This window comes from Streptomyces sp. NPDC101165 (genome assembly GCF_044768135.1).
Taxonomy (GTDB): domain Bacteria; phylum Actinomycetota; class Actinomycetes; order Streptomycetales; family Streptomycetaceae; genus Streptomyces.
In genome coordinates this window covers 362,083-387,970 of the sequence record NZ_JBIWPG010000011.1, presented here as the reverse complement: position 1 = coordinate 387,970, position 25,888 = coordinate 362,083, and the positions used below count along the sequence as shown (strand labels likewise).

General features: G+C 68.8%; 24 protein-coding genes and 3 pseudogenes. 12 read left to right on the top strand and 15 right to left on the bottom strand.

Features of this window, described 5'->3' with window-relative positions; translation table 11 throughout:
* Positions 1 to 220: 220 nt before the first annotated feature.
* From ACIRVH_RS25590 to ACIRVH_RS25580, 3 genes and pseudogenes are all read left to right on the top strand, one after another.
* Positions 221 to 1,196, top strand: a pseudogene (locus tag ACIRVH_RS25590) (IS1380 family transposase); the annotation flags it as partial.
* Positions 1,197 to 1,971: 775 nt separating this feature from the next.
* Positions 1,972 to 2,205 carry a YozE family protein gene (locus tag ACIRVH_RS25585; protein ID WP_403957129.1) on the top strand — a complete coding sequence of 78 codons (234 nt, stop codon included), beginning with the start codon at positions 1,972 to 1,974 and terminating at the stop codon, positions 2,203 to 2,205.
* Positions 2,206 to 2,721: 516 nt separating this feature from the next.
* Positions 2,722 to 3,213, top strand: a complete 492-nt coding sequence (locus ACIRVH_RS25580; protein ID WP_403957126.1) for a cupin domain-containing protein — start codon at positions 2,722 to 2,724, stop codon at positions 3,211 to 3,213.
* Here the strand turns inward: ACIRVH_RS25580 and ACIRVH_RS25575 are convergent.
* Positions 3,136 to 3,576, bottom strand: coding sequence for a hypothetical protein (locus tag ACIRVH_RS25575; RefSeq protein WP_403957123.1), 441 nt, complete (start codon positions 3,574 to 3,576; stop codon positions 3,136 to 3,138). The genes ACIRVH_RS25580 and ACIRVH_RS25575 overlap by 78 nt on opposite strands.
* Positions 3,573 to 3,938, bottom strand: a complete 366-nt coding sequence (locus ACIRVH_RS25570; RefSeq protein WP_403957121.1) for a hypothetical protein — start codon at positions 3,936 to 3,938, stop codon at positions 3,573 to 3,575. The genes ACIRVH_RS25575 and ACIRVH_RS25570 overlap by 4 nt, the downstream gene beginning before the upstream one ends.
* Before the next feature lie 506 nt (positions 3,939 to 4,444).
* Between ACIRVH_RS25570 and ACIRVH_RS25565 the strand changes: the two are divergent.
* Positions 4,445 to 5,012: pseudogene (locus ACIRVH_RS25565) on the top strand (Uma2 family endonuclease).
* Positions 5,013 to 5,409: 397 nt separating this feature from the next.
* Here the strand turns inward: ACIRVH_RS25565 and ACIRVH_RS25560 are convergent.
* The 3 genes from ACIRVH_RS25560 to ACIRVH_RS25550 all read right to left on the bottom strand — a co-directional run bounded on the left by ACIRVH_RS25560 (position 5,410) and on the right by ACIRVH_RS25550 (position 8,049).
* Positions 5,410 to 6,375, bottom strand: coding sequence for an NAD(P)H-quinone oxidoreductase (locus tag ACIRVH_RS25560; protein WP_403957118.1), 966 nt, complete (start codon positions 6,373 to 6,375; stop codon positions 5,410 to 5,412).
* 214 nt (positions 6,376 to 6,589) lie between these two features.
* Positions 6,590 to 7,285, bottom strand: a complete 696-nt coding sequence (locus ACIRVH_RS25555) for a type 1 glutamine amidotransferase domain-containing protein (RefSeq protein ID WP_403957115.1) — start codon at positions 7,283 to 7,285, stop codon at positions 6,590 to 6,592.
* A gap of 65 nt (positions 7,286 to 7,350) precedes the next feature.
* A complete protein-coding gene (locus ACIRVH_RS25550) occupies positions 7,351 to 8,049 on the bottom strand; it encodes a type 1 glutamine amidotransferase domain-containing protein (protein ID WP_403957112.1) in 699 nt (232 codons plus the stop codon).
* A gap of 226 nt (positions 8,050 to 8,275) precedes the next feature.
* Between ACIRVH_RS25550 and ACIRVH_RS25545 the strand changes: the two genes are divergently transcribed.
* A complete protein-coding gene (locus ACIRVH_RS25545; RefSeq protein ID WP_403957109.1) occupies positions 8,276 to 9,187 on the top strand; it encodes a LysR family transcriptional regulator in 912 nt (303 codons plus the stop codon).
* A gap of 916 nt (positions 9,188 to 10,103) precedes the next feature.
* Here ACIRVH_RS25545 and ACIRVH_RS25540 read toward each other — a convergent pair.
* Together ACIRVH_RS25540 and ACIRVH_RS25535 are read right to left on the bottom strand one after the other, a co-directional pair.
* Complete coding sequence (locus ACIRVH_RS25540) at positions 10,104 to 10,871, bottom strand: class I SAM-dependent methyltransferase (RefSeq protein WP_403957106.1); 768 nt, start codon at positions 10,869 to 10,871, stop codon at positions 10,104 to 10,106.
* 86 nt (positions 10,872 to 10,957) lie between these two features.
* A complete protein-coding gene (locus ACIRVH_RS25535) occupies positions 10,958 to 11,791 on the bottom strand; it encodes a tyrosine-type recombinase/integrase (RefSeq protein WP_403957103.1) in 834 nt (277 codons plus the stop codon).
* Between the two features lie 520 nt (positions 11,792 to 12,311).
* Here ACIRVH_RS25535 and ACIRVH_RS25530 point away from each other — a divergent pair.
* Positions 12,312 to 12,731 carry a hypothetical protein gene (locus ACIRVH_RS25530; protein WP_403957100.1) on the top strand — a complete coding sequence of 140 codons (420 nt, stop codon included), beginning with the start codon at positions 12,312 to 12,314 and terminating at the stop codon, positions 12,729 to 12,731.
* A gap of 373 nt (positions 12,732 to 13,104) precedes the next feature.
* Here the strand turns inward: ACIRVH_RS25530 and ACIRVH_RS25525 are convergent, their stop codons facing one another.
* Complete coding sequence (locus ACIRVH_RS25525) at positions 13,105 to 13,242, bottom strand: hypothetical protein (protein WP_403957097.1); 138 nt, start codon at positions 13,240 to 13,242, stop codon at positions 13,105 to 13,107.
* A gap of 313 nt (positions 13,243 to 13,555) precedes the next feature.
* Here ACIRVH_RS25525 and ACIRVH_RS25520 point away from each other — a divergent pair, with 313 nt between their 5' ends.
* A complete protein-coding gene (locus tag ACIRVH_RS25520; protein ID WP_403957094.1) occupies positions 13,556 to 14,059 on the top strand; it encodes a hypothetical protein in 504 nt (167 codons plus the stop codon).
* Positions 14,060 to 14,105: 46 nt separating this feature from the next.
* On the opposite strand, the gene ACIRVH_RS25515 is transcribed toward ACIRVH_RS25520, so the two are convergent.
* The 3 genes from ACIRVH_RS25515 to ACIRVH_RS25505 form a co-directional block, all read right to left on the bottom strand.
* A complete protein-coding gene (locus ACIRVH_RS25515) occupies positions 14,106 to 15,548 on the bottom strand; it encodes a protein kinase (protein ID WP_403957092.1) in 1,443 nt (480 codons plus the stop codon).
* Positions 15,549 to 15,664: 116 nt separating this feature from the next.
* On the bottom strand, positions 15,665 to 16,690 hold the full coding sequence (locus tag ACIRVH_RS25510) for a medium chain dehydrogenase/reductase family protein (protein WP_403957164.1): 1,026 nt from the start codon (positions 16,688 to 16,690) through the stop codon (positions 15,665 to 15,667).
* A 413-nt stretch (positions 16,691 to 17,103) separates the two neighbouring features.
* Positions 17,104 to 17,604, bottom strand: a complete 501-nt coding sequence (locus tag ACIRVH_RS25505; RefSeq protein WP_403957089.1) for a MarR family winged helix-turn-helix transcriptional regulator — start codon at positions 17,602 to 17,604, stop codon at positions 17,104 to 17,106.
* A gap of 218 nt (positions 17,605 to 17,822) precedes the next feature.
* Here ACIRVH_RS25505 and ACIRVH_RS25500 point away from each other — a divergent pair, with 218 nt between their 5' ends.
* Positions 17,823 to 18,890 carry an alkene reductase gene (locus tag ACIRVH_RS25500; RefSeq protein WP_403957086.1) on the top strand — a complete coding sequence of 356 codons (1,068 nt, stop codon included), beginning with the start codon at positions 17,823 to 17,825 and terminating at the stop codon, positions 18,888 to 18,890.
* A gap of 49 nt (positions 18,891 to 18,939) precedes the next feature.
* Here ACIRVH_RS25500 and ACIRVH_RS25495 read toward each other — a convergent pair whose 3' ends face one another.
* Positions 18,940 to 20,136: a M23 family metallopeptidase gene (locus ACIRVH_RS25495; protein WP_403957083.1), complete on the bottom strand. Its 1,197-nt coding sequence runs from the start codon at positions 20,134 to 20,136 to the stop codon at positions 18,940 to 18,942.
* Between the two features lie 223 nt (positions 20,137 to 20,359).
* Between ACIRVH_RS25495 and ACIRVH_RS25490 the strand changes: the two genes are divergently transcribed.
* The 3 genes from ACIRVH_RS25490 to ACIRVH_RS25480 all read left to right on the top strand — a co-directional run bounded on the left by ACIRVH_RS25490 (position 20,360) and on the right by ACIRVH_RS25480 (position 22,722).
* Positions 20,360 to 21,214: a slipin family protein gene (locus ACIRVH_RS25490; RefSeq protein ID WP_403957080.1), complete on the top strand. Its 855-nt coding sequence runs from the start codon at positions 20,360 to 20,362 to the stop codon at positions 21,212 to 21,214.
* A gap of 70 nt (positions 21,215 to 21,284) precedes the next feature.
* Positions 21,285 to 21,791, top strand: a complete 507-nt coding sequence (locus ACIRVH_RS25485; protein ID WP_403957077.1) for a glutathione peroxidase — start codon at positions 21,285 to 21,287, stop codon at positions 21,789 to 21,791.
* A 64-nt stretch (positions 21,792 to 21,855) separates the two neighbouring features.
* Positions 21,856 to 22,722, top strand: coding sequence for a MerR family transcriptional regulator (locus ACIRVH_RS25480; RefSeq protein ID WP_403957074.1), 867 nt, complete (start codon positions 21,856 to 21,858; stop codon positions 22,720 to 22,722).
* A gap of 123 nt (positions 22,723 to 22,845) precedes the next feature.
* Here the strand turns inward: ACIRVH_RS25480 and ACIRVH_RS25475 are convergent, their stop codons facing one another.
* From ACIRVH_RS25475 to ACIRVH_RS25465, 3 genes are all read right to left on the bottom strand, one after another.
* Positions 22,846 to 23,037, bottom strand: coding sequence for a DUF397 domain-containing protein (locus ACIRVH_RS25475; protein ID WP_403957071.1), 192 nt, complete (start codon positions 23,035 to 23,037; stop codon positions 22,846 to 22,848).
* Positions 23,038 to 23,228: 191 nt separating this feature from the next.
* Positions 23,229 to 24,086, bottom strand: a complete 858-nt coding sequence (locus tag ACIRVH_RS25470) for a helix-turn-helix domain-containing protein (RefSeq protein ID WP_389176244.1) — start codon at positions 24,084 to 24,086, stop codon at positions 23,229 to 23,231.
* A 241-nt stretch (positions 24,087 to 24,327) separates the two neighbouring features.
* On the bottom strand, positions 24,328 to 25,083 hold the full coding sequence (locus ACIRVH_RS25465) for a GPP34 family phosphoprotein (RefSeq protein WP_403957067.1): 756 nt from the start codon (positions 25,081 to 25,083) through the stop codon (positions 24,328 to 24,330).
* A 195-nt stretch (positions 25,084 to 25,278) separates the two neighbouring features.
* On the opposite strand from ACIRVH_RS25465, the pseudogene ACIRVH_RS25460 reads away from it, so the two are divergent.
* A pseudogene (locus tag ACIRVH_RS25460) lies at positions 25,279 to 25,888 on the top strand (D-alanyl-D-alanine carboxypeptidase); the annotation flags it as partial.

The following is a 25,888-nucleotide window of genomic DNA, read 5'->3' as shown; positions in this document are numbered from 1 at the left end:
TCCTCCGGATACGGAGACTTCCGTCCCACCAGGACACCCTTCCTCGGATCTGCAAGATCCATTGTCAGTGTGTCCACACCGCCGGGGTCACCTCATCACCTCGCGCTTTCGCGAGTGGCCCTGTCCGGGTCTTGATCAAATAAGTGGAGAGTGCTGCTGACCTGCAACGATGGGACTTGTCGAGGGTCCTGTCAGCTGCAAGGAAAGAAGCACTCTCCAGGTGAAGAAGCGTAGCGGGTCGTATCCCCGTGTTCGTGTCGAGGGCGGCGACCACGGGGCGGTCTCGCAGGCCGGGTCGGTACTGCTGGTCGAGACGGTCCGCAAGTCCGGCCTGGAAACCGCGATATCGGCGGCACTGGCGCCTTGGCGCAAGCCGCGGGCCGTGCACGATCCTGCTGGACGTGGCCCTGGCCGTCGCACTCGGCGGAGACTGCCTGGCCGATGTCGGCCTGCTGCGGGCCGAGCCGGCTGTGTTCGGCCCGGTAGCCTCCGATCCCACCGTCTCCCGTCTCGTCGATGCGCTCGCTGCGTCCGGACCGAGAGCTCTTGCGGCGATCCAGGGCGCGCGTTCCCAAGTGCGCGAGCGAGTCTGGGACCTGGCTGGTGGGAGCAGTCCGGCCGCCGACGGCCAGGTGATCGTGGACATCGACGGCGTGCTGGTGCTGGCCCACTCCGAGAAGCAGGATGCCACCGCGACCTGGAAGAAAACCTTCGGCCATCACCCGCTCGTCGCGTTCGTCGACCACGGCCAGGCCGGTTCCGGAGAGCCGGTGGGCGCCCTGCTGCGGCCTGGCAACGCGGGCTCCAACACCGCCGCCGACCACATCGAAACCGCCCAGCTCGCCCTGGCCCAGCTGCCCAAAGTCCTGCGGCGGGGACGCCAGGCACTGATCCGGACCGACTCCGGCGGCGGCACCCACTCCTTCCTCGACTGGCTCTCCTCGCGCGGACGATGGCTGTCGTATTCCGTCGGAATGACCATCACCGACGCCATCCACCAGGCCGTGCTGAAGATCCCGAAGAAGGCGTGGACGCCGGCCTATGACGCGGGCGGCACCGAGCGGCCCGGCGCCTGGGTCGCGGAGATCACCGACATGCCCGACCTGAGTACCTGGCCGAAGGGGATGCGGCTGATCGTCAGAAAGGAACGCCCGCATCCCGGCGCCCAGTTGCGCTTCACCGACCTCGACGGACTGCCCTGCGTTCCGCGCAATTCGGAGCTCATAGAGCCAGGGCATGCCAACTGGCCTGCAGTTTCGCCTCTTCGGGCGCTGCAGGCCGTTTCTCTAGGGGCTGATGTTTTCGCAGGTCAGGACAGCTTCTGGGTCGGACCGCCAGGGGGCCCGCAGGAGACGCCTGGTGGATCAAGCCGGGTGCCACGATAGAGGGGCGGAGCCCTGCTCGGCGCAGGAGTCGCCGATTTACCCTGGGACATCCTGTTTTGCTCGGTCGCGATTCGCCGCATTGCTGGAACCTCGGCACACATCGACACCGCTCTGACCTGGGCGTTTCTCTATGCCTAGAGAAACGCCCCACCATGCCCCTCGGGGGCATCTCCGCAGGTCAGGGGACCTATCGTTGCTCTAGGCGCGTCGAATTGCGCGGAACGCAGGACTGCGGCTGACCTGCTTTGCGACCAACGCCAAGGGCGGCCAGCTCGCCGACCTCGAACTGCGCCACCGCGGACGGGCCCGCTGACCAGCCACTTCGACTGTCCCGACAGCCCGCACCACCACACCACCGCACCACCGCACCGGCGAAGTGGCGAAGTGGAACCCGGCGCACACCCGACGCGAGAGCCGGGCCCTCAGCCTGCCCCAACCCCGCAAAGACCTCATCACACAGACACAGAGTCCCCGTCAGCAAGCTGACGGGGACTCATGAACGATCGAGGCTAGCCTGTGAGCCGACAAGCGACAAGCGGACCAGACCCGTGGGTTAGCCCGGACACGGCGGCGGAAGGATGCTGGCATGCCCAAGCCGATGAGTTTCACCGCATGGTTGAAGACTCACGCCGATCAGCGCAATGCAATTGGAGATCTCGCGCGGGACGTCTCCACTGACCCCGACTGGCCCTCACACATGGGACGGCAGGGCCAGCTTGACTACCTTGAAGAGTGCGGTGCCATCGATGCGGCTATCGAGACGTTCGAACGTGCCTGGACTCAGTACGAGGCGTACCGGGCGGCCCAGAGCGATGCCTGAGCGGTCGGGAATCCTGATGGCGCCCCTGGCTGGAGCCTAGCCTCGGGCTTCCATGAAGCGGACACAACGAAACGGGCCCCCGACTCCGCCGGCGGCAACCAAAGCAAGCGCCTCGGCCTGAGCTTCCTCGAACTGCGGCAGTACCGAGGTGTACGTGGCGGCGGTCGGTGAGTAGGAGGAGTGCCCAGCAGAGTCTGAATGGCCTTCATGTGCAGGCAGGCGGCCAGCGACAGGGCGGCGCAGTGCCGCAGGTCGTGCAGCCGCACGGCAGCAGGCGGACGGGGGATGGCGCCAGCGGGGTTCGAGCGGCTCCACAGAGCGATCTTCAGAAAACGAAGGCGAGCTGAAGGGGCGCGCAGCCTCCGGTGAGCCGGCTCTGCGGTCCGGTGCGTGGTCGATTCGGTATGTCCTCGTAGTCCCGCAGGTGTGCCGCGACCGTTTCGTCGGCCAGATCCTGGCCCCGCGGGGTGAGGCGTCCTGTGCGGCGCTACACCGCCGCCCCGAAAGGAAGTCGCCATGTCCTACCCAGAGCCCCGCTATTTGGGCGAAAGGGGCCAGGTCAGCGCACTGTTCCTACCTGCATCCCCGCAACCCGACACCGGTTCCAGCGGCTTCGGGATCAGCTACGTGGCCAACCAGGAGAACACCAACGGCGAGTTCGGCCTGCACAAGATCGACATGGGGCCGAAGGCCATGGGAGCCACGGAACACTTTCACCGTACGATCTCCGAGTCCTTCTACGTCCTGTCCGGCGAGGTCCGGCTCTACAACGGCGAACGCTGGGTCACAGGAGGCGAGGGAGACTTCCTCCCCGTGCCGGCCGGCGGGCTCCACGCCTTCCAGAACGACAGTGACGACCCGGTGTCGCTGCTGCTGCTCTTCACACCGGGAGCTCCCAGGGAGGAGTACTTCGAGAAGGTGGCGGAGTACTCACAGCGCAGCCGCGAAGAGTTGGAGGCCTTCCAGGTCAGGCACGACCAGTACAACACCGACATGCTCGACGACTAGGCAGGACGGCGCCTCGCCCTGGGCAGCGTGGTCTATGCCTACGAGGGTCACCTCAGCGCCCGTCAGGTCGAGCAGTTCGCCTGCCTTGCGACAGCGCTCCACCGCCGCCTTGATCTCCGCCGTGCCGTCGAACCCGGCGGAGCGCAGGTCGGCGCAGCCGGTGTTCGTCAGCCCGTCGGTCGCCACGACGATCCGGCGGCGGCCACTCTTCGAGCCGAGTTGGTCGTCGGCCGCGGCGAGCGCACCGAGCACATCGGTTCGACCGGTGCTCGGCGCTTCGGCGGCCAACTGCCGCAGCCGTTGCCTCAGACAGTCGCGCCGGCCATCGCGCCGGTCCTTCTTCAGCGTGTCATTGCCCTTCACGGCGTGACGAACGGACGGTCCACCGCCCAACTGACGGTGGCCCTGGTGCCGTCGAAGCCGGCGGCGGACAGGATGCCGCCCTCCAACGCCGAGGGCGCGAGTTCCCGAGCGGCCGGCACAGTGGTCGCCCAGTCCGGCACCCGGTCCCCCGGCGGGGTGGTCCGGTCCGGCCGGGCGGACGGGCTGCGGTCCACGAGCACGATGGTCCGCTCCTGGGTGTCCTTCGCGCCGTCGGGGCTACGGTCCAGCCAGGCGCAGGGCCGCGCTTCGGGCGTGTCGAACGCACCGCAACCGCTTCCCGCCAGGACTGCGGTCAGCGCCAACGCCGCGGCGAGGAGCCGGCTGGGGCGTGCTGGGGTCAAGAGACTCACTGGGGTCTCCAATACAGGGAAATGCGTATTTGTGACTGTTCTCCAGTGAAAACAGGGGAGTTACTGGAAGTCCTCGACCATTCGGTGCCAGGAGGTCCTCCGTGCCCAGTTCCAATCCGTCCGCCGGAAACGCCACCGCGGGAGAGGAGAAAGGCGCCGATCTCCGATCGGGGCTGACCGTTTACACGTCACGCCACGCGTCGGCCCAGTTCGCCCGCACCACTTTGATCTGTTTCTGATCCGGGCGAATCAGCTGTTCCAGAGAAGCAGTTGTCAGGGGACCAGGGCAGAGTGCGCGGAGGGAACACTTGATGCGCTGGGCGCGCGCCAGGGGCGCACACCAGACCGATGAGCGCCCATGCAGCAGCCTCGGCCACTACGCGGATGGCGGCCGACAGGGAGGGGGCGTGAGCGACATCAGCGTGCCGGACGAATGCCAGACAGTACGTTGAATCCAGCGGAACAGGGCCCGCAGCACAGTGTCCAGGAGGTGCTTCATGACGGCCGAGAGGGTGGCCCCGGCGTGGATGCATGAGCAGATCACGGCGGAGGAGTACGAGTCCTGGTCCGAGGAGCAGTGCGCCGGTATCGAGATCGTGGACGGGATGGTCGTCGTGAGGCCGAGTGCGTCCAAGCGGCACAACCGGTTGGCCCGCATTCTGGCGAACGCCCTGGATGCCGCCGCGGGCCCGTAGTGGAATGCCGACACGGACTTCGACGTCCGGCTTCAGGACGTCCCGCTCACCAATCGCCGCCCGGACGTCGTCGTGTACCGCGCGGACACGATCGACATCACCCCCACCCGCCCTGAGCACGTGCTGCTGGTCGCGGAGGTGGTGTCGCCGGGCTCGAAGACCACCGACCGGATCGTGAAGGTCGACCAGTACGCCAAGGCAGGCATCGGCTTCTACTGGCGGATCGAGCAGGCCGCGACAGGCATTCCTCTCGTGTACACATACGTTCTCGACCCCGCAACGAGGACCTACCGGGACGGAGATGTGTTCACCGGCGTCCTCAAGGTAGCGGCCCCCCCTCCCGGTGAAGATCGACCTCGGCCGGGTCTGACCCACGCGCTGCTCAGCAGTCGGCAGCGCGTGAGCGATGCGTGAGCGGACGGCCCGGTACAGGGCGGCATGAGCCGGATCAAGTGGCTCGCTATACGGTTCTGACCAGGGGAAACAGCACGGCGTGGCAGCGCCAGGCACCACCCGGCAAGGATTCGATCCCACTCCTAAAGCGGGTGTCGCAGGTTCGAATCCTGCCGGGGGCACCATGCCTGACCAGGCACGAAGCATCAGAAAGGCCCTTCGGAGGCGAGTTCCGAGGGGCCTTTTGGCCTTGCATGGGAACGAATAGGTACGCGCCGTCAGGCAAAATCCTCCCTGGGCGCTGGGCGTCTCGGCCCGTTTTCCGGCGCTGGCTGCAGCCCTGCGTCGGACTCGTGGGCGATGGCGCGTCGGTGCTATGCGGTGTCGGGGTTGACCAGGACGATCTTGCCGATGTGGTGGGCGTCCAGGATCCGGTGCGCTTCGGCAGCCTCGGTCATGGGCAGGGTGCGGTCGATGACCGGCTGTACGGTTCCGTTCTCGATCAGTGGCCACACGTGGTCCTGGACCTCGGCCACGATGGCCGCCTTCTGCCCGGTCGGGCGGGAGCGCAGGGTGGTCCCGTGTACGGACGCGCGCTTGAAGAGGAGTTCGGCGAGGTTGAGTTCGCCCTCCAGGCCGTTCTGCAGACCGATGATGACCAGTCGCCCGTCGGGGGCCAGGGAGTGGACGTTGCGCTGGAGGTAGTGGCCGCCGACGACGTCGAGGATCACGTCGTACGGGCCGTGCTCGGCGAAGTCCTCGGTGCGGTAGTTGACCGCGAGGTCTGCGCCGAGGTCTCGTACCCTGGCGGCCTGCTCGTTGCCGCCAACAGTGGTGACGACGCGGGCGCCGCGGGCCTTGGCGAGCTGGATGGCCATCGTGCCAATGCCGCCGGCCCCGCCGTGCATGAGGAAGGTTTCACCCGCCTTCAGCGCACCGGTCATGAAGACGTTCGACCACACCGTGGCGGCGGCCTCCGGCAGCGCCGCTGCTTCGACAAGGCTGACGCCCTTGGGCACGGTGAGCAGCTGCCCGGCAGGGACGGCGACCTTCTGCGCATACCCTCCTCCGGCAAGCAACGCGCATACTTCGTCGCCCGGTTGCCACTGGGTCACGCCCTCGCCGATGGCGCTGATCCGGCCCGAGACCTCCAGTCCCGGGTAGGGCGACGCTCCCGGCGGGACCGGGTACCAGCCCATCCGCTGTGCGACATCCGCTCGGTTGACCGCGCCGGCCACCACGTCGACGATGACCTCGCCCGCGGCCGGGGACGGGGCCTCGACGTCGATCCACTCCAGGACCTCCGGCCCACCGGGTTCCTTGATCGAAATTGCCTTCATGTCTCTCCTCTTCGCGCACCTGATGGGTGGCGGTGCGTACGCCTGCCAGGCGTCGTTCACATGCTGGTGCGATGCCGGAGAACGTGCTGCGCATCGCGCGGCGAAGGCGGGACGCCTTCCGGGAGCACGGGTGGGTCTTGATCGCCGGCTGGATATGCGTGCGTGGACTGGGACTTCAGCCATCGGTTGCCTGAGGCGGGGCGGCTCCACTACGTCATGTCAGCTTCTTCAGGATTTCAGTCGCGGCCGGTGCGGCGGAGGCGGGGTTCTGGCCGGTGACCAGGTTGCGGTCTACGACCACGTTCGGAGCCCACGGCTCGCCCTCCTGGTAGTCCGCGCCGATCTCGACGAGGCGGTCCTGGAGCAGCCACTTCGCGCCTGCTGCCAGGCCCCCCTGGGTTTCCTCGGCGTTGCTGAAGCCGGTGAGGCGGTAGCCGGTGAAAACGTTGCCGCTGTCGGTCAGGGTCGCGGCCAGCAGCGCGGCCGGGGCGTGGCAGACCACGCCGAGCGGCTTGCCCGAGGCGAGTGTGTCGATGAGGAGCCTGCCGGAGACGGCATCGACGGCCAGGTCCTCCATCGGGCCGTGGCCACCGGGGTAGAAGACAGCGGCGTAGTCCGCGAGATCGACGTCCGCCAGCCTGACGGGGTGCTGGAGCTCGCCGATCGAGGCAACGGCGTCCGCCATCTTCCTCGCGCCCTCCTCGCCGCCGTTGAACTGCGGCGCCAGACTGGCCTGGTCCAGGGGCGGCACGACGCCGCCCGGCGTGGCGACCACGATCTCGTGGCCGGCGGCCGTGAACGCCTCGTACGGGGCGACGGCCTCCTCGGCCCAGAAGCCGGTCGGGTGCTTGGTGCCGTCCGCCAGCGTCCAGTAGCTGGCGCCGGTCATCACAAAGAGGATTTTCGACATGGTGCGGTCTCCTGGTGCAAGGTTTATCGGGCGCCGAAGGGGGGGCGCCCAGATCTCCGGACCGACTATTCGGTCTCAGCCAAGGCGGCGAGAATCAGGCCGCTGACGGCTTTGGTGGACACCGGGTTCTGGCCCGTGATCAGGCGGCCGTCGCGCACGGCGTGTCGTGTCATCGGGACGGTGGAGCGCACATACTTGGCGCCCTTCGCGCGCAATTCGTCCTCCAGCAGGAACGGCACCCTGCCCTTCACACCGGCCAGCCGTTCCTCGACCGTTGCGAAGCCTGTGACGGTGCGGTTCCGTACGAGCGGGTTCCCGTCCGTGTCGCGGAGGTTGATGAGCGCGCAGGCGCCGTGGCAGACCGAGGAGACGATGCCGCCGCCGGCGTAGATGGCCTCGGCCGTTCCCCGCAGGTCGGCGCTGTCGGGGAAGTCCCACATCGTGCCGTGCCCACCTGTGAAGAAGATCGTGGAGTAGTCGTCCGGATCTGCGTCGCCGACGGAAGCCGTGGCTTTCAGGGCGGTCATGAAGGCCGGGTCGTCGAGATAACCGCGAACCGTCCGGTCGACGAACAACCGGCCGAGGCTTCGAGGGTCGAGCGGCACCTCGCCGCCCGCCGGGCTCACCACATCCACGGTGTGACCGGCCTCCACCGCCTTGTCATAGAAATGGACCAGTTCAGCCAGCCAAAGGCCGGTCCGGTGCTCGCTCGCCCCGTAGGTGGCCTGATTGGTCACCACCGCCAGAATCTTCTTCCGTCGCACTTTTCCCACGGCTCCTTTGTCGGCCAACTGCACATTCGGGGCCGGGTATGGCCGAATAACACCGACGGCGATGATCTATACAACCCACTGCCCTTTGGTCTCGAAACTAAAGGTGCTGAAGTATCCGCGCCAATGAAGAGACCGATACCGGGTATCGAGGACCCGATGCCTCGTCCCGAAGACGGGCGGTATGTGACCGCCGCGCGTACCTCGTAGGCTCGGAGCCGTGAGCGATCACAACACTCATGGATCCGGTCCGCTGGACCTGAATCTGCTGCGCACCTTCCTCGCGGTGCACCGCCTGGGCTCCTTCACCGCCGCGGCACGTCAGCTGAGCCTGTCGCAGTCCACCGTCACCACGCAGATCCGGGCGCTGGAGAACCGCCTGGGCCACGAGCTGTTCCAACGCCGGGCGCAAGGCGTCACCCCGCTGCCCCACGCGGACGAACTCGCCACCCGGCTGTCGGCCCCCCTCGACCAGTTGGCCGTCATCACCGGCGAGGAGCCGAGTAGCACCGTCGCACCGGTGCATCTGGCGGGCCCCGCGGAGTTCATGAGCGTGGCCGGCCTCACGGTGCTGGCCCCGCTGGTCGCGCAAGGCGTCCGGCTGCGGGTGGCCATCGGACTGACCGAACCGCTGCTCGAAGAACTGCGGGCCGGCCGCCACGACCTCGTCGTCGCCACGCGACGGCCCCGCGGCCGGACGCTGCACGCCGAACTCCTCGCGGACGAGGAATTCGTCCTGGTCGCCGCCCCTGTATGGGCCGAACGACTCAAGGGGCAGAGCTTGCCCACCGCCCTCGAGAGCCTCCCCCTGATCGCCTATGCCGAGGATCTGCCCATCGTCCGCCGCTACTGGCGCCACGTCTTCGACCGCCGCCTGCACGCCCAGGCCGCGATCACCGTTCCCGACCTGCGCAGCGTCCTCACCGCCGTCACCGTCGGCGCCGGCTGGAGCGTCCTGCCCAGCTACCTGTGCCGCACCGAACTCGCTTCCGACGCCCTCCGGCTACTGCATCAGCCGGAGGACCCGCCGATCAACACCGCCTACCTCGTCCAACGCCCGGGCAGCTCTACCAACCCGCACGTGACACTCGTCCGCGAGCACCTACTGGCCGTTGCGAAGAGGACCTGGTGAACCGGCCAAAGCGGCGCCGAGACCCAACTCGACGCAATCAGCGACGCAGATCCACCCAGGATGGCGAAGGCGAGGAAGACTCCCGCCGGGCTGGGCATTCAACACGACAGCGGAGCTGGGGCCCTCTGGCGGCCGCCTGGGCACATCCAGGGCGCATGAACCCGGTAACGGCATTGCCTCATAAGCGGTACGTCTCCCGGAAGCCGCCCAGCCCGGACCCCCTGTACGCGACGGGCCCGTGGAGCTCCGCAGAGTGGTCCCCGTGCGGGCGCGTGCCCAAAGCGTGCCCGTAAGACCGGCACAACCATGGTGAACAACCGTGCGAAGCCGACCCTCGAAGCCGCGCTGGAGGCGACGTATCCCCAGGTCAGAGCCGCGCGCCCGCCCAAGCGCCGTCGCTTCCCAAGCTGAGAGCGCGGGTGGCTCGGGCCGCCCCTGTGCTCCGCGGCCCTGGCAACGTGGTTGCACAGATGACCGAGGGCCCCGACACCCTCCTCATTGCGGGGCTTTGGCGCCCGCAAAGGGTCTGCGGTGCTCACCGTTTCAGCAACCGCGGCTGGCCTCAGCCGACTCCCCCCTTCCCAGGGGCCCCGAAGGCCCCTCATGGGAACGTCATGGGAACGGAAGGCCGAGTAAGGACGGGGAAAGATCTGACGAGGACGGAAGACCGCGCCCCGCTGACCAGCAGAAACGGTGAATCTAAGGAAAGACCAGCACAGACAGGGCAGGCAATAGGGCCTCTCCTAAAGCGGGTGTCGCAGGTTCGAATCCTGCCGGGGGCACAAGGGAAAAGGCCCCGGACCGATCATGGTCCGGGGCCTTTGACATCCAGGTTTGACATCAACGGGGGCGGTCACCGGCGACTGGGACGCCCCCTGAGCATCGTGGCAAACGGTCGGCAGGGCGGTGGAATCACCTACTTGCCGGCGCGCGCCACGAGCAGCGGCTGGAAGAAGCCCGTCTCGTGCGGCATCAGCCACTCGGGGTCCACAAACCCTGCGTCGGTCACGAGGCCGACGAGCCGGTCCCGGCCGAGCGCCCAGTAGACGGTCCGACGGACCTTGACGCGCCAATCTCCGCCGGTCGGCAGCAGTTGGAAGTGCTCCACGTCGTAGTGTTCGCCGTCCTCGTGCCAGTGCCAGAGCTGGAACGTGACGGTCCGTTCTCCCCCGTCAATCGGCTGGTGGACCTGTGGAGGCGCTGAAGCGGGTCGGTCACACAGCAGGTCGTCGTAGGGGCGCGTGCTGAGCAGCAGCAGGCCGGCGGGAAGCAGCACGCGGCGCATCTCCGCCAGGGCGGCGTGGACGTCCTGCTCCGTCAGCAGGTGGGGCAGGGCGTTGTCGGCGCAGACGACGGTGTCGAACCGGCCGTCGGGAAACGGCAGGCGTCGCATGTCTGCGGCAGCCGTGCGCAGCGTCACGTTGCGGTGGGCGGCCTCACGGGCAGCGCGGGCGGCGGCACGAACGCTGAGGTCCGTACCGGTGACGCGGTGCCCGCGCAGCGCCAGACCGATGGCCTGCGTGCCGATGCCACAGGAGCAGTCGAGCACTGACGCGTTGCCCTGGCCTATCAGGCCGTCCAGGGCATCTCCCTGCCGACGAATGCCTGCGTCCCAGTCTGCGTAGATCAGGTGGTAGTCATCAGCCAGCTCGTCATAGAAATGTGCCACCGAGGTCTCGGACATGACCCGAGGCTACGGTGCGTAAGCCCCAGCGCAAGGGCCCCGGACCGATCACGGTCCGAGGCCCTGGACGCGGCTAACGCCGGTGGTCACTGGCGACGGGGACGTTTCCTGAGCAGCCGGTCCATGTGGCTCATGGCCTCACGCTGGGTGTCCTGCACAACGTGCGTGTAGACATCCATGGTGATGCTGATCTGGGAGTGGCCCAGGATCTCCATCACGACGCGGGGCGGGACTCCGGCCGCCGTGAGAAGGGTGGCCGTGCCGTGGCGGGCGTCGTGCAGCCGGATCACGCGGAGGCCGGCGGACTCGGCGACGCGGGTGAAGGAGCGATAGAGGTTGCGCGGCTCGACGGGGCGGCCGGTGCGGGTGGCGAAGACGTAGTCCGAGTCCTGCCACCTCTCCCCTGCCTTGGCGCGAGTGGCCGCCTGCCGCATGCGGCGCCAGCGCAGGACGCCACGACGACGCTGAACCTGGTGGCGGACGTACAGGACGCGGTTGTCGAGATCGGCGTCCGACCAGCGAAGGCCGACGATCTCTCCACGGCGCAGGCCCATGGCGATGGCGAGGACGAAAGCCGCGTAGAGCGGGTCCTTCCGGGAAGCAGCGAGGAAGTCGAGCGTCTCGTCCAGGGTCCAGGGGTGCAGTTCGGGTGTATCCGTGCGGGGCGGCTCAACGAGCTTGGCCACGTTGCGCGTGATCAGTTCTTCGCGGCATGCGGAGGACAGCGCGGAGCGAAGAACTCGGTGCGATTCCTTGGCCGTTGCCGAGGTGGTGTCCTGCTCCAGGCGGACGAGGAACCGGCGGACGTCGGCGGCGCCGAGGGATTCGAGCCGCTTGGCACCGATGAGGGGCACCAGGTAGAGCCGGACGTGCGCCTCGTACTTGTCGAAGGTATGGGCCTGGCTGTACCAGGGCCGCATAGCAACACGGCACGCACTGCTGCGATCCGAGCCCTGCACGGTCACCGTCACGGCCCAGGACAGCATCCGCATCACGTGGACCATCCGACCAGTGGGCTCTGGCGGTCAGCCTCCCGACAGAGCAGATGCCTCCGGCGGGGGCGCTCAGGCTCCGGGATGGAGGGGGCCAGTTCTGCGGCTGCCGGTCGGATGTGAAATGCGATGGGGGTTGTCATCGACCCAGGTAGAGCCGAGCAGACACATACGTGTGGGTCGACGGCAGACGGGAGGACAGCGGGGCAGGCTTTGGCTGGGGTGCGTGCTCCTCGCGTGCCCGATCCGTCGGGAAGCTGGGGGGAACCATGGAGAGTCACAGCAAGGCTCCGACCCAGGTCAGCGAAAGGTGCAGGCGCACGGACCGTAATCGCGAAGCGCGCCCCTTCTCCATTGACACCAGGATTTGAACACGTTCAAGATGATGTCGGCCGCTCCCTTGAGGCGTCGCTACCGGGCATGTGCGAGACACGAGAGGCAGGGCCGTATGGCTGGCAACCAGCATCAGCGCATACGACGTGCATTCATGGGCGCTGCGTTGGGATGTGCGGTGACATTCCTGTTGGCCTCCTGTTCCGACTACTCAGTCGAGGTCAACACCGTTGATCAGCTGACGGGCGTGTGGTCGGACTGGACCGGGGCGACAGTTGAGTTCAAGGACGACGGCACGTTCACGGCCAAGGGCTTGGACAAGGTCTCGGACGTCGTCGACTCTGGGTGCTCCGGGTTCACCGAACGGCAACATGGAACCTGGTCTCCCACATATGGCACGGTCACCTTCGACGGCGTGGACTGCGAGGACATGAAATTGGCCTTCTACGGCTCCCCGGATTCCTTCGTCGCCTGCTTCACTCGGGACGTGACTTCTGGGGGGTGCACGAACGAATTCAGCCGGAAGGAAGGCTGATCCGAGTGGTCCTGGCCGCGCACCGACTACGTGATCGCCACGTCTCGGAAGAAGCGCAAGATTCGCAAGAAGCGCTAGCTCCAGCTGACATCCACGGGTGACATCAACAGCGCCGGACGCGGGCACCCATGCACGGCCTGGCGCGTCCGCCCCAATCATGCGCTGACGCCACCGGGCCGGGCTTGGACCGAACTCCTAAAGCGGTTGTCGCAGGTTCGAATCCTGCCGGGGGCACAAAGGAAAAGGCCCCGGACCGATCATGGTCCGGGGCCTTTGACATGCAGTTTCGACATCAACACGGGTGGTCACTGACGCCCGGGACACCTCTTCCTGAGCAGGCGGTCCATGTGGCTCATGGCTTCCATGGTGATGCTCACGTGGCCGGTTGCTCGACCCACCGCTGCAGGCGGGCGCAGGCCACCAGCGCGCTGCCGTCTTCGGTGAAGTAGAACAGGAAGGTCCACTTCTGATCGGCAGAATCGACCAGCCCTGCGCCGAAGTCGGCGTGCAAAGACCCCGGCATGCTGCTCGGCGGGGTGCGTCGTATCCCAGGTGTGGTAGGTGGCGCCGCTGCGGAGGGCGGCCAGAGCAACCTGGTAGCGGCAGGAATGGCCGTCACCGGCCGATCCGGCCAGAGCTACGGATCGGTCGGCCTGGCACAGCGCTCCCCGACACCCTTTCCTGAGCCTCCGGTTAGCCCACGGCTTCTCTCCCCAGGGGGTGGCTCAACCGCTGGGGTTTGTCCCCCTTTTGACACCCCTTACCGTCGGAGAGACGCTTGCGGGAAGGGGCTGAAGGGGGACGAGCCATGTAGGAGCCTTCCCATGAACGGTCGACGCGTACGCCTGGCGGTGCTGGTCCCCCTGGTGGTGTCGTCGTTGACAGCGGGGGCGGTGGAGCTTGCCGCCTCGCCGGCCGCGGCGGCGTCGCCCACCTGCGGTGTCTCGCGGGCCGACGGCCGGACGAACCTCAAGGTCATCGGCGAGGACTTCGAGCCGAGCAAGGCCGTTTTCATCGAGTCCGCGCACGGGGCCCAGGGCACCGTGCGGACGGACGCCGACGGAAACTTCTCCGCGACGATCACTCATGCCCGCGGCACCATCACTGCCCAGCAGGTCGGCGGCCCCGAGGTCAGGTGCGGCACGGCCGAGCAAGGGGGACGCCAGAGCGCCCAGGAGCAGTACGCGGCAGGCTACAAGGCGGGTTACGCGGCCATGAAGAGCGACTGCGACGTGCAGCGGCTGCAGGGCGTCACGGTCAACGAGAACTTCCGGGAAGGGTTCAGGGACGGCGCGGCCGCGGCGGAGAAGAAGTTCTGCGGGGGCTAGAGCGCGTCGGGGATTTGACCACCCGTGAACCGGCGGCCAGGCGGCATCACACTGCCGGCCCCTCCAGCGCTGCCCGCCTGGCCCGGGCCCGGCGCCGTACGAGTGCGACGGTCTCCCACGACACGGTGGCAAGCGCCACCAGTGACAGCAGCAGGTAGAAGACGAAGAGCTTGTGCAGGTCGTCGAGGAAGTACCAGATCGATGCCGTGGCAGTGAACCAGAAGGCGACCAGTGAGCCGGCGCCGCGCTCCTTGCTGCGTACCGCGCTCACGAAGCAGCAGGCGGCGGCCAGTGCCAGCAGGGCACCGATGGCGACGTACGAGTGGCCCCACCCGATGTAGGCGCGCCGCAGCTCGGAGTTGACCGCCACGGCCTCGGCCACCGGTCCCCAGCCCACCGCACACGAGAGGCGTTTGGACCATGGCAGCGTCACCAGGCCCACCACGCCGGCCGCGATGGCGACCCGGCCGAAGTGAGCGGTGTCCACCAGGTGGCCACGTGCGCACAGCAACGACAACAGGCATCCGAGCAGAGCCAGAGCGCTGTCGGCGAAAGGACGCGGTGAGATACGGAACTTGTCCCGGAGAGCGGTTCGGTCCCCGGGCCGTGTCGCCGGGGGCTGGGGCGCGGTGGCCTCGGCCGTCGGCATGGAGCTCTGTGCCAGGGCATCGGCGAGGGCTGCCCGCATCTGCCCGGCATCGGCGAACCGCTCCTCCGGGTCCTTGCCGAGGGCGCGCAGGATCACCGCCTCCACCGCCGGTGGTATCTGCGATCGGTGCCGGGAGACCGGCTCGGGTGCGGCGAACAGGTGCTGATGCATGACGGCGAAAGGCGATGCGCCACGGAACGGGGGCTGCCCGGTCAGCAGTTCGTGCAGCAGACAGCCCATCGCGTACAGATCGGCCCGGTGGTCGATCTCCGCCCCGTTGATCTGCTCGGGGGAAAGGTAGGCGGGAGTGCCGATCGCCGCACCGCTGCCGGTGATGCGGGTGGCGGTCTCGGTGAACGCCTTGGCGATGCCGAAGTCGAGGACCTTCACGGTGTCGGGTCCGGTGAGCATGATGTTCGAGGGCTTGATGTCCCTGTGCACGATCCCGCACTCGTGGCTGTGCCGCAGCGCGTCCAGCACCGCGCATGCCACGTTGACGGCCTCGACGACAGGCAGTGGGCCGCCTTGCAGGACCTCGGCGAGGGTGGTGCCCTGCACGTACTCCATGACCAGGTAGGGCCGTGGGCCGTCCGGGTGCGGCTCCTCGCCGACGTCGTGGATGGTGGCCACCGCTGGATGGTTCAGCGCGGCAGCCGCGTGCGCCTCACGCTGGAAACGGGCTCGCGACTGCGGATCATGGGCCAGCACCGAGGAGAGCAGTTTCACCGCGACCGTACGGCGCAGCCGCCGATCCACGCCGCGATGGACCGTTCCCATGCCACCTTGACCGAGCCTGTCGACCAGTTCGTACCGGCCGCCGAGGACCGTTTCCCGCCCCACTCACGCCTCCCCGTGAAATCAGAACCCCGGCGCAGCTTACGGCGCGACCTCGACGAGCCGATCGCCACCGCTGCAGCCCGGCGGGTCGTAGTGCGGTCGCCTTCCTCGCCCTCGGCCTACGGCACGAGTACAAGCTTTCCCTTCGCCGCCGAGCGCTCGAGCATCTCGTGCGCTCGACGCGCCTCGGACAGCGGCAGACGTTCGGCCACGACCGGGTGGATCTTGTGCTCACGGAGCAGTTCGAGCAGCGCGCGGAAATCCGCCCGGAACCGCTCCGGGTCACGGGGACCTCCGCCCACGGGAAGCGCGGGGTGACCTCCAGCCACGGGAAGCAGTTGGCGGTGACGACCGTGCAGTTTCTGGATCCGGTAGGCGAGCGCCTGCCGGTGGGGCGAGAACAGGCTCCACAGCCAGACGGCCCCGGTGGCCGTGTACCACTCCACCCACGCTCGCCGGTTCTTGTGCCCATGCTCGAGCGTGGCGTAGTGGCCGTATACGACAAGTCGTCCGCCGGGCCTGAGCGCGCGGAAGGAGCGCAGCGACACCGCGCCGCCGAGCCCGTCGAGCACGACGTCGACGCCTTTCCCGGGGAACGCGCGCACCCGCTCCAGGAAGTCCTCGTTGCGGTAGTCGATCGCCACCGCGCCGAGCCGTTCGACCGCGGCGCGGTCGCGGGCGGATGCGGTTCCGCAGAGGTGGAGCCCGGCGGCCGCTCCGAGTTCGAGGACCGCGGTGCCCACCCTGCCGGCAGCTCCGTGTACGAGCACCGTCTCGCCGCTCCTCGCCCTCGCCACGCGGTGCAGTAGCTGGTAGGCGGTCATGTAGGTGAAGACGAGGTTCAGAACCTCCGCCGGGTCGAGGTTCCCGGGCACCTCGACCGCCTCCGCCTCCGGCACGCACACGCGCTCCGCGTCCGCGCCCCACACCGTCAGCGCACCGATGCGGTCCCCCACCCGCAGCTGCGAACAGCCCGGGCCGAGCTCCTCGACGACACCGACGAGCTCATAACCGGGCGTGAACGGCGGCTTCGGTACGCCGAGATACGTGCCGGCACGCAACTGGGCATCGGTGAACGACACGCCTGCGGCCAGCACCCTGACACATACCTCACCGGGTCCCGGTCGGGGATCGTCGTCCTCCACCACCCGCAGAACCTCGGGGCCACCGAAATGATCAACGACGACGCGCTGCACGTTTTCAGCCTAGGTCGGCCACACCGCCCTCGCATCCGATCGATCTTGCGGCTTTTCCCCCGGTGCGGACCAGGGCTCAGGGCGCCCTTCGCCCGTCCGCTGACATGCGATCAAATGGCAGTCGCGAGCAGAGGCATACCTCGTGCGGGAGCACGCGGCCGACTGCTTCGGCGGATCGCGGACCGCCGGTTACAGGCAGCAAACCGGGACGGGCGTCGTCCGCTGCGGGCGCCGATCGGGACACGTCCCCCCGGGCACCGCCGCAGGGCGCCGGAGCGGGCCGGTGGCCGGTGGGCGGGCTCCGTCCCCGACACCCGGCGGCGCGTGAGTTCAGCCGCTCCAGCCGCTCCCCGCGGCCGCCCTCAGTGTTCCGTCTCCGCGTCTGCCGGGTCGGCGGCGGCCCGTGCGAGGTTGTGTTCCAGGCGTTCCAACGTGTGCAGGGCCGCGGTCCGTTCCTCGGGAGAGAGGTCCGCGGTCACGAGGTCCTCCAGCTGGCTCCAGGTCTGCTCGACCTCTTGGCGCAGGGCCTGGCTGGCCGCCGTGGGTTCGATGAGGGACGCGCGCTTGTCGGTGGGCGAGGGCCGGCGGCGCACGAAGCCGGCCTGTTCGAGGCGCTTGATGGTGCGGGTCATGGTGGCGGCGTCGGAGTCCATCAGGCGCACCAGGTCGGCCTGGCGCTGGGGGCCGAGTTCCCACAGGTGCATCATCACCAGCTCCTGACCCGGATGCAGGCCGATGCGGCGCAGCAGCTGTCCCGCGAACATGCGGTGCAGACGGGCCAGACGGAAGATCGCGTGGCTGACCGGTCCGCCGCCGGCCGCGGCCGGCACCGGGACGGTGGCCTCCGGCTTGGACTGCGCCATCTTCTCTTCCCCTTCCCTCTTCTTCTCTTCCTCACTTACTTGCCCGAGCAGCTAATTCTACCTCCGAGTAGGCAGTTCGGCTGCCCGTTCGGGCTTGGATAGCAGGCACAGGCAGGCAGTAGCGCGTGATGCAGGTCACACCAACCCTCGGGAATGGACTCAATGGATTTACCTGTTCGGACAGGTAAATCGAGCATCACTTACCTGAGGAAGAGGCCATGACCACTGCTTTCGAACCGATCGTCCTGGGCGGCAAGCGCCTGGCGAACCGCGTCGTGATGGCGCCGATGACCCGCAGCCGCGCCTACGGGCCCGGCGCCGAGCCGACCGAGCTGATGGCGACGTACTACGCGCAGCGCGCCGGCGCCGGGCTGATCGTCACGGAGGGCATCCAGCCCTCGCCGGTCGGCCAGGGCTACCCCGACACGCCCGGCCTGCACACGGCCGGGCAGGTGCGGGCCTGGCGGACGGTCACCGACGCCGTGCACCGCGAGGGCGGCGTGATCTTCGCGCAGCTGATGCACACCGGTCGGATCGGCCATCCGGAGCTCCTGCCCGACGGCCTGGTGCCGGTGGGGCCGTCGGCGGTGGCCGCCAAGGGGCAGGTCTACACCCACGAGGGGCCGAAGGACTTCGTGACGCCGAAGGAGCTGAGCGAGGCGGAGATCCGGCAGACCGTCGACGACTTCGCCGACGCGGCCCGGGGCGCCGTCGAGGCCGGGTTCGACGGCGTGGAGATCCACGGCGCCAACGGCTACCTGATCCACCAGTTCCTCGCGCCCCACAGCAACCGGCGCACCGACGCCTGGGGCGGCGGCACCGAGGGACGGATCCGCTTCGCCGTCGAGGTCGTCACGGCCGTGGCCGAGGCGATCGGCGGCCACCGGGTCGGTCTGCGGATCTCGCCCGGAAACCCGTTCAACGACATGTCCGAGGACAACCCGGGCGAGGTCTACCCCGCCCTGCTCGACCGGCTCGCCGGCCTGGAACTCGCCTACCTGCACCTGATGGAGGGGCCGGACCGCGACCTGACCACGGCGCTGCGCAGGACCTGGCCCGGTACCTTCGTCCTCAACCCGTTCACGCACCCCGACGTCACCGGCCCCGACGCACTGAAGCTGCTGGAGGACGGGATCGCGGACATGGTGGCCTACGGGGCGCTGTTCCTGGCCAATCCGGACCTGCCCCGGCGCCTGGCCGCCGGCGGTCCGTTCAACACCCCGGACCCGGCCACCTTCTACGGCGGCGACCACCGCGGTTACACCGACTACCCCGCCCTCGGCTGACCGGTCCCCCTGCCGGCCGGGGCTCGTCCAGGCGGCCCCGGCCGGGTCCTCAGATCCTGCGGCCCCGGTACAACCGCCCCCGGACATCGGTGAACCGCAGGTCCAGGCCGATGCCGTCGCGCTCGGCGTGGAAGTGGAGGTGGGGTTCGGTGGAGTTGCCGCTGTTGCCGACCTCGCCGAGGAGGTCGCCCGGTTCGACCGTGTCGCCCGGGCGCACCGCCACCGAACCCGGGCGCAGGTGCGCCAGTTTGACGATCTCGCGGCCCGTGTCGATGAAGACGTGGTTGCCGTAGAGGGGTTGGTAGCGGATCTCGCCCGGGCGCTGGTCGGCGATCGTCGTGGCCGCCGAGATCACGCGGCCGCGGCAGGGGGAGCGGACGGGGCGGCCGTACGCGGCGTAGTCGGTCAGCTCGCGGCCGGGGCGGGTGCGGCTGCCGTGCGGGCCCAGGGAGACCAGGTCCAGGGCGGCGCGCTGTTCCGGTACTCGGGCGTGGTGGTTGAGGGGGCGGCCGCCGCCCTGGATGACGTACCAGGTGCCCTCCAGGGGGAAGAGGAGGGGCTGGGAGACGGGGGTGCGCCAGTGGTGGAGGCGGGCTCTGGTCACCAGGAACACGGCGCCGGCGAGGAGGGCCAGGGACGCGGCGAGGGACAGGGTGAGGTGACCGCTCGGGAGGGTGGGGAGGCGGTAGGCCGAGGCGAGGGCGGTAAGGGCGGCCGCCTCGACCGTACGGCGGTGGAGGCGCGGCTGCTGGGCGGGGGCGCCGCAGCCCTCGACGAAGACGAAGAAGGCCGCGAGGGTGGCCAGGCCGTCGTACCAGGAGGTGCGGTCGGCGGCCGTCCAGAGCGTGAAGACGTTCCAGAGGGTGATCAGGAGGACCAGCGTCAGCCAGGTCGGGGGCAGGGGGAGCGGGCCGCGGCGGGACGGGGGCTCGTAGCGAGCCCCTTCCAGGAGCAGGCCGGTGATCTTCTCGCCGTCGGGGGTCTGGTGGGCCCAGGCGCGGACGCTGCCCTGCGGGCCGGTGACGATCAGGCCGTCGGGGCTGTCCTTGACGGTGACGGGGGTTCCGGTGCGGGCGAGCGTGGTCTCGACGATCTCCTCCATGCGGGACGCGCCGACCGCTTCCGCGACGCCCGGCGCGAGCCGGACCCTCCCGGCCGGGTCCGCCGTGAGGAAGCGGACCAGGATGTCGGCCTCCGGCGGCGGAGCAGGGGACGAGGGCGCGGCCTCGGACGTGGGATCGTGCATGTGGGCCCCCGGTCGCAGGTCTGGCAGCGATGGGCCGCGCGGTACGTCGCGCGGCCGACTGGAAGACGATCAGTGGCGGCGCGGGGTTCGCCGCCCGGCCCGACGATCCCGCAGCGGTTTCTTTACGGATCCCTGACACCCCGCACGCATCCATCGACACCCGCCGTGATGTCATCCCCGTTGTCCGGAACCGGACGGAAGTCGCGTCGGAGAATGGAGTGCCATGGAAGGCACCGTCGTCGCAGTGGTCGTCGTGGCCGCGTTCGTACTGCTCGTCCTGAAGAGCGGCATGCGGGTGGTCAACCAGGTGGAGCGCGGAGTGGTGTTCCGCTGGGGCAAGGCGCTGCCTGCCCACCGGCAGCCGGGCATCACGTTCCTCATCCCGTTCGCCGACCGGATGCGCAAGGTGAACGTGCAGATCGTGACCATGCCGGTGCCCACCCAGGAGGGCATCACCAAGGACAACGTGTCGGTGAAGGTCGACGCCGTCGTCTACTTCCGGGTGACCGACCCGGTGCGGGCGGCCATCGAGGTGCAGGACTACCACTTCGCCGTCGGGCAGGTCGCCCAGTCCTCCCTGCGCTCCATCATCGGCAAGAGCGACCTGGACGATCTGCTGAGCGACCGGGAGCGGCTGCACGAGGGGCTCGCCCTGATGATCGACAGCCCGGCCGCCGGGTGGGGCATCCACATCGACCGCGTCGAGATCAAGGACGTACAGCTGCCCGAGTCGCTGAAGCGGTCCATGTCCCGGCAGGCCGAGGCGGAGCGGGAGCGGCGGGCCCGGGTCATCACCGCGGACGGCGAGTTCCAGGCGGCCCAGCAGCTCGCCAACGCGTCGAGGATCATGTCCGACACGCCCGAGGCCATGCAGCTCCGGCTGCTCCAGACGGTCGTCGAGGTCGCCGCCGAGAAGAACTCCACGCTCGTGATGCCGTTCCCCGTGGAGCTGCTGCGGTACTTCGACCGGGCCGCACAGCACATCGGTGCCGACCTGAACGCGAAGAGTGTCCCGGCGCAGCAGGCGCAGGAGAGCCTTGCGGCACAGCAGCCGGAGCAGAGCACCGACCAGCCGTAGCACGGGTGTCCTCGCCTCCCCCTCGACACCTGGCCAGGGGGAGGCGACCGGTCGGAGTTAGCATCCGCTCATGACGACCAACGACCACAACAGCTCCGTACTGGACACCGAGATCGGGGCCCTCAAGGGCGGCTCCGCGAACCTGCCGCAGTACGCCGGCAAGAGCGTCCTCATCGTGAACGTGGCCTCCAAGTGCGGCCTGACCCCGCAGTACACGGGTCTTGAGCGGCTGCAGGAGCGGTACGCCGAGCAGGGCTTCACCGTGCTCGGGGTGCCCTGCAACCAGTTCCTCGGGCAGGAGCCCGGCACCGCCGAGGAGATCGCCGAGTTCTGCTCCGCGACGTACGGCGTGAGCTTCCCGCTGACCGAGAAGGTCGAGGTGAACGGGGAGGGCCGGCACGCGCTGTACGAGCGTCTGGTGGGCTTCGCCGACACCGAGGGGCACAGCGGGGACATCCGCTGGAACTTCGAGAAGTTCCTCATCGGCCACGACGGGCAGGTCGTCGCGCGCTTCTCGCCGCAGACCGAGCCGGAGGCCGCGGAGGTCGTTGCGGCCATCGAGGGCCAGCTGGGCTAGCTGGTTGACCTTGCCCCAGGGGCAGGGCTGAGCGTCCTTGTCACCGGGCGGGAAGGACCGCCCGGTGACGGAGGATGGCATCGTGAACGAGGAGCTGCTGACCATCGGCGCGTTCGCCGCGCGGGCCCGGCTCTCGGCCAAGGCGCTGCGGCTGTACGACCACCTTGGGCTGCTCGCTCCGGCGCAGGTCGACGAGGCCAGCGGTTACCGCTACTACCGCGCCGACCAGGTGGAGCCTGCCCGTCTGGTGGCCCTGCTGCGGCAGCTGGACATGCCCCTCGCCCGGATCGCCGAGGTGGTCGGGGCGCAGGGCACCGCGGCCGCGGACCTGCTGGCCGCCTACTGGGCGGACGTGGAGACCCGGGTGGCCGGGCAGCGCACCCTCGCCGAGTACCTCCGTGGACGACTGTCGGGGAGGAGTTCCGAGATGTACGACAAGTTCGTGGTCGAGACGGTGGACGTGCCCGCGCGGGTGGTGATCACCGAGACGCGGCACACGCTCGCGGACGAGCTGCCGGCCTGGATCAGCGCATCGCTGGACCGGCTGCTGCAGGCCGCGCGGGAGTGCGGGGGCGTGGCGGGTGAGCCGTTCGTCGTCTACCACTCCGAGGTGTCGATGGAGAGCGACGGGCCCGCCGAGTCGTGCGTGCCGGTGGCGGACGAGGCGGCGGCCCGGGCGTGGGTGGAGGCGCACGGCCGGGCCGGGGCGACCCGGGTACGGGTGGAGCCGGCGGCCCGGCTGGCCTACACCCGGATCGCCAAGGCCCAGGTGGCCCATCCGCAGATCCTCGCCGCCTTCGGGGCGGTGGAGCAGTGGCTGGCCGGGGAGGGCCTGGAGATGGCCGGCCCCTGCCGCGAGGTGTACTTCGCGGACTGGGACGCGGCCGGGCCCGGGGATCCGGTGTGCGATGTGGCGTTTCCGGTGAAGTAGCCCTGGACCGGGCCTGGCCGAGCCCCCTCGGCAAGGACGGCGACTCGTCGAGAGGGCTCTGCGGGGTGAAGCGTGTGCAGTTGTCGTCGGACGTGTCTGCGAGAGAACGTCAGGGAGGGCTCCCTACGCCTGGACCGAGGCCACGAAGGCGTTCCACGCGTCGGCGGGGAAGGCCAGGATCGGGCCCTCGGTGACCTTGGAGTCCCGTACGGCGAGCTCCGCGGTGGTGGGCGACTTGACCTCGACGCAGGCGCCGTTGCCCGCGGAATAGGAGGACTTCATCCACGTCTCCGAAGCGCCCTGAATCAGTGCCATGTCCACTCCTGTTGCGAGTTGCTGGTGGTGCGGTTCACGCCAACCTTGTCGTCTGATTGGCGTGATCGACGCTACCGGGCAACCGCCCCCGCTGGAGTAGCCGTTCACTCAAGGGGATGGCATATTCCAAGTGGGCCTTCCACTGAATCGTAACGGCGGTGTACGATCCGGCACTTCCTGTGGAGCAGGGCTCAATCCGCGTAGGTTTTCGCCACGTCGGAGATGTATTGCCGGGATTGCTCCACATTGAGGGACTGTGCCCGCAGATGCTCGTACATCACGGCGTACTTCTGCACGTCCTGCGCCTTCTCCAGGTACAGGTCGCTGGTCACGCCCTCCAGGTAGACCACGCTGGAGTCGGCCGCGTCCGTGAACTCCAGGATCGCGTACTGCCCGTTGAGCCCCGGGTGCGCGCCCACCTCGAAGGGCAGCACCTGCACGGTGACGTGCGGCAGCTGGGACATCTCGATCAGGTGCTCCAGCTGCTCACGCATCACCAGCTTGCTGCCCACGACGCGGCGCAGCGCCGCCTCGTCCAGCACCACCCACAGCCGAAGGGCGGCGCCCTCGGCGGTGATACGTTCCTGTCGGCGCATGCGCACCTGCACGCGCTTCTCGATCTCCGCCGTCGACGTCTCCGGCAACGCGCCCTGCACCAGGGCCTCCGCGTAGGCGCGGGTCTGCAACAGACCGGTCACCAGCTGGGGTTCGTACACCCGCAATGACTCGGCGTCGGTCTCCAGGCCGATGTACACGCTGTACGGGATGTCCCCGAACGTGTGCCACCAGCCCTGCTGCCGCGAGTCCCGGGCCATCTCCATCAGGGAGTCGACGATCCGCTGGTCCTCGACCTCGTACACCCCGCACAGATCGCGCACGTCGCGCTGACTGATGCTTCTTCGGCCGTTCTCCAGCCGACTGATCTTCGACTGCGACACGAGCAGCCGCTCCGCCACCTCTTCGGCCGTCATGCCCTTGAGCTCACGGAGCCTGCGCAGCTCCTGGCCCAGCCGGCGTCGTCTGACGGTGGGATTGACATTGGACGCCACGGGACGCGCACCTCCGGCTGCCTGCCTGTACCTAACACTTTGCGTATCTGCTGTTGAGCAGATTGCCACCAAGGTGCTTTCTACCGCTGGGAAACAGTGGATATGCGGCGCGTACGCGTCAGTTGGGGCACGGATTTGCGGGTCCGGACGCGATCGAGCGGGGCGGTGAGATCACGGAGATCTCACCGCCCCGCTCGAACCAGCGGCTCCCGTACCGGGTCTTGAGGACTTACGGTGCGGCTCAGTGGGCCACGGCGCGTGCCATGGACCCGCGGCTCGGCTGCATCGGAACCCCGCGTGCGGGTTCCGCCGCGGTCCTGGCTCCGTGCCCCGGCTGCCTGCCGGCCGTGGCCGGCCCGCGCCGCGGCTGGGCCGCAGCGCCGTTCTGTACGTCCATCACGGCATGCGCGACCAGCCCGCCCATGGGGTCGTGCCGGATCAGGTCCCGCAACCGGGAACGTGAGGAGCGGCCCTCGTTCCCCGGGTACAGGTGCTTGCCGAGTCCGACGGCGTGGGCCAGGGCGGCGAGCGCCGCGGTCCGCGGGTCCGGCGGTACGCCGGTGCGGATCGCGGAATCCAGCCGGGCACGGATCTCCCGGCTGATCTCGGTGTCCGTCGCCTGGTAGCGAGTCGTCGGCAGTACTCCGCACATCTGCCCCGGTACGGCGGCAACCATGCCGCACCGTTCGAGATGCGAGAGGTAGATCTGACGCAGCCCCAGCCGGGGCCCGCCGATCCAATGGACGGCACGCACGGGAGCGCCACGCCTTCGCAGCAACTCCAACGCACAGTCCAAAGTCGGATCTCCAGTCGGCCGTGGTACCACCACGGCGATACGATCCCCGTCTGGGGCTATCCGTCCGGCCAGCGCCAGCTCCACTAGCTGTGCTCCGGCCAGACCGAGGTCGAGCGACTGCGGCTGTGCAGTGGTACCCGTGGCCGGGTCCAGTGCCAGCAGCAGAAGCTCCTCCGGAATTGTTCTGCGGCTCCTGCCCATCCATGCCTCCCCGCGTGGATGAAAGACAGGGTGACCCCTCTCACATTGGTCTGTCGAGGGTGCGTGACCGGTTCGTGAGGGAACCGGTAGGTATGTCGTTCTCGTCTACCACAGGGGCCAAGCCCTCACACAGGACACTGGTACATGGTTCGGACAGGGCGCGCGAGTGGGCGTGCGGCGCACTAGGAGGCATCGGTGGCGGGCGAGTCCCCCGACAGGTCGAAGCAGCACGAGTCGTCGGCGGAACCGACGTCGGGGAGCGGGGGTACGGTTCCCGAACCCCGCGATCCGCGCCTCGCGGTCTCCCGCGAAAAGGATTCCTCCGGTGCGACGGCGGACACGGCGACGAAGGTCCTCTCGATCCGCGACGTGAAGGTCGCCGCGGGCTCCGAGGACGACGACTCCGACCTCCGCGAGGCCGTGTCGGCGTGGGTCCGCTCGGCCGAAGAGCCCGAGCAGGACACCGAGTCCACCGACCCCGAGTCGAAGCCGGACGCGAAGGCTGACACGAAGTCGGCCTCGACGGAGGACGCGAAGACCACCCCTCAGGACAAGGCCGAGCCCGAGAACACGAAGCCCGACCCCGAGGACGAGCACACCAAGGCCGCCCCCGAGGGCGAACCGAAGGCGGACGCCGAGCCCGAGGACGAGCCGAAGCCCGCCGCCGAGCCCGAGGACTCACCGAAGGCTGACGCCGAGCCCGAGGACGAGCCCAAGCCCGCCGCCGAGCCCGAGGACTCACCGAAGGCCGACGCCGAGCCCGAGGACGCACCGAAGCCCGCTGCGGCGGCCGAGGACGACGACC

Excerpts from the sequence above, each read along its gene's own strand:
- ACIRVH_RS25580 (WP_403957126.1), top strand. The coding sequence starts at position 2,722 with ATGTCCTACCCAGAGCCCCGCTATTTGGGCGAAAGGGGCCAGGTCAGC.
- ACIRVH_RS25540 (WP_403957106.1), bottom strand. The coding sequence starts at position 10,871 with ATGTCCGAGACCTCGGTGGCACATTTCTATGACGAGCTGGCTGATGAC.
- ACIRVH_RS25485 (WP_403957077.1), top strand. The coding sequence starts at position 21,285 with ATGACGACCAACGACCACAACAGCTCCGTACTGGACACCGAGATCGGG.
- ACIRVH_RS25585 (WP_403957129.1), top strand. The coding sequence starts at position 1,972 with ATGCCCAAGCCGATGAGTTTCACCGCATGGTTGAAGACTCACGCCGAT.
- ACIRVH_RS25555 (WP_403957115.1), bottom strand. The coding sequence starts at position 7,285 with ATGTCGAAAATCCTCTTTGTGATGACCGGCGCCAGCTACTGGACGCTG.
- ACIRVH_RS25535 (WP_403957103.1), bottom strand. The coding sequence starts at position 11,791 with ATGCGGCCCTGGTACAGCCAGGCCCATACCTTCGACAAGTACGAGGCG.
- ACIRVH_RS25530 (WP_403957100.1), top strand. The coding sequence starts at position 12,312 with ATGGCTGGCAACCAGCATCAGCGCATACGACGTGCATTCATGGGCGCT.
- ACIRVH_RS25560 (WP_403957118.1), bottom strand. The coding sequence starts at position 6,375 with ATGAAGGCAATTTCGATCAAGGAACCCGGTGGGCCGGAGGTCCTGGAG.
- ACIRVH_RS25495 (WP_403957083.1), bottom strand. The coding sequence starts at position 20,136 with ATGCACGATCCCACGTCCGAGGCCGCGCCCTCGTCCCCTGCTCCGCCG.
- ACIRVH_RS25500 (WP_403957086.1), top strand. The coding sequence starts at position 17,823 with ATGACCACTGCTTTCGAACCGATCGTCCTGGGCGGCAAGCGCCTGGCG.
- ACIRVH_RS25490 (WP_403957080.1), top strand. The coding sequence starts at position 20,360 with ATGGAAGGCACCGTCGTCGCAGTGGTCGTCGTGGCCGCGTTCGTACTG.
- ACIRVH_RS25505 (WP_403957089.1), bottom strand. The coding sequence starts at position 17,604 with ATGGCGCAGTCCAAGCCGGAGGCCACCGTCCCGGTGCCGGCCGCGGCC.
- ACIRVH_RS25520 (WP_403957094.1), top strand. The coding sequence starts at position 13,556 with ATGAACGGTCGACGCGTACGCCTGGCGGTGCTGGTCCCCCTGGTGGTG.
- ACIRVH_RS25465 (WP_403957067.1), bottom strand. The coding sequence starts at position 25,083 with ATGGGCAGGAGCCGCAGAACAATTCCGGAGGAGCTTCTGCTGCTGGCA.
- ACIRVH_RS25475 (WP_403957071.1), bottom strand. The coding sequence starts at position 23,037 with ATGGCACTGATTCAGGGCGCTTCGGAGACGTGGATGAAGTCCTCCTAT.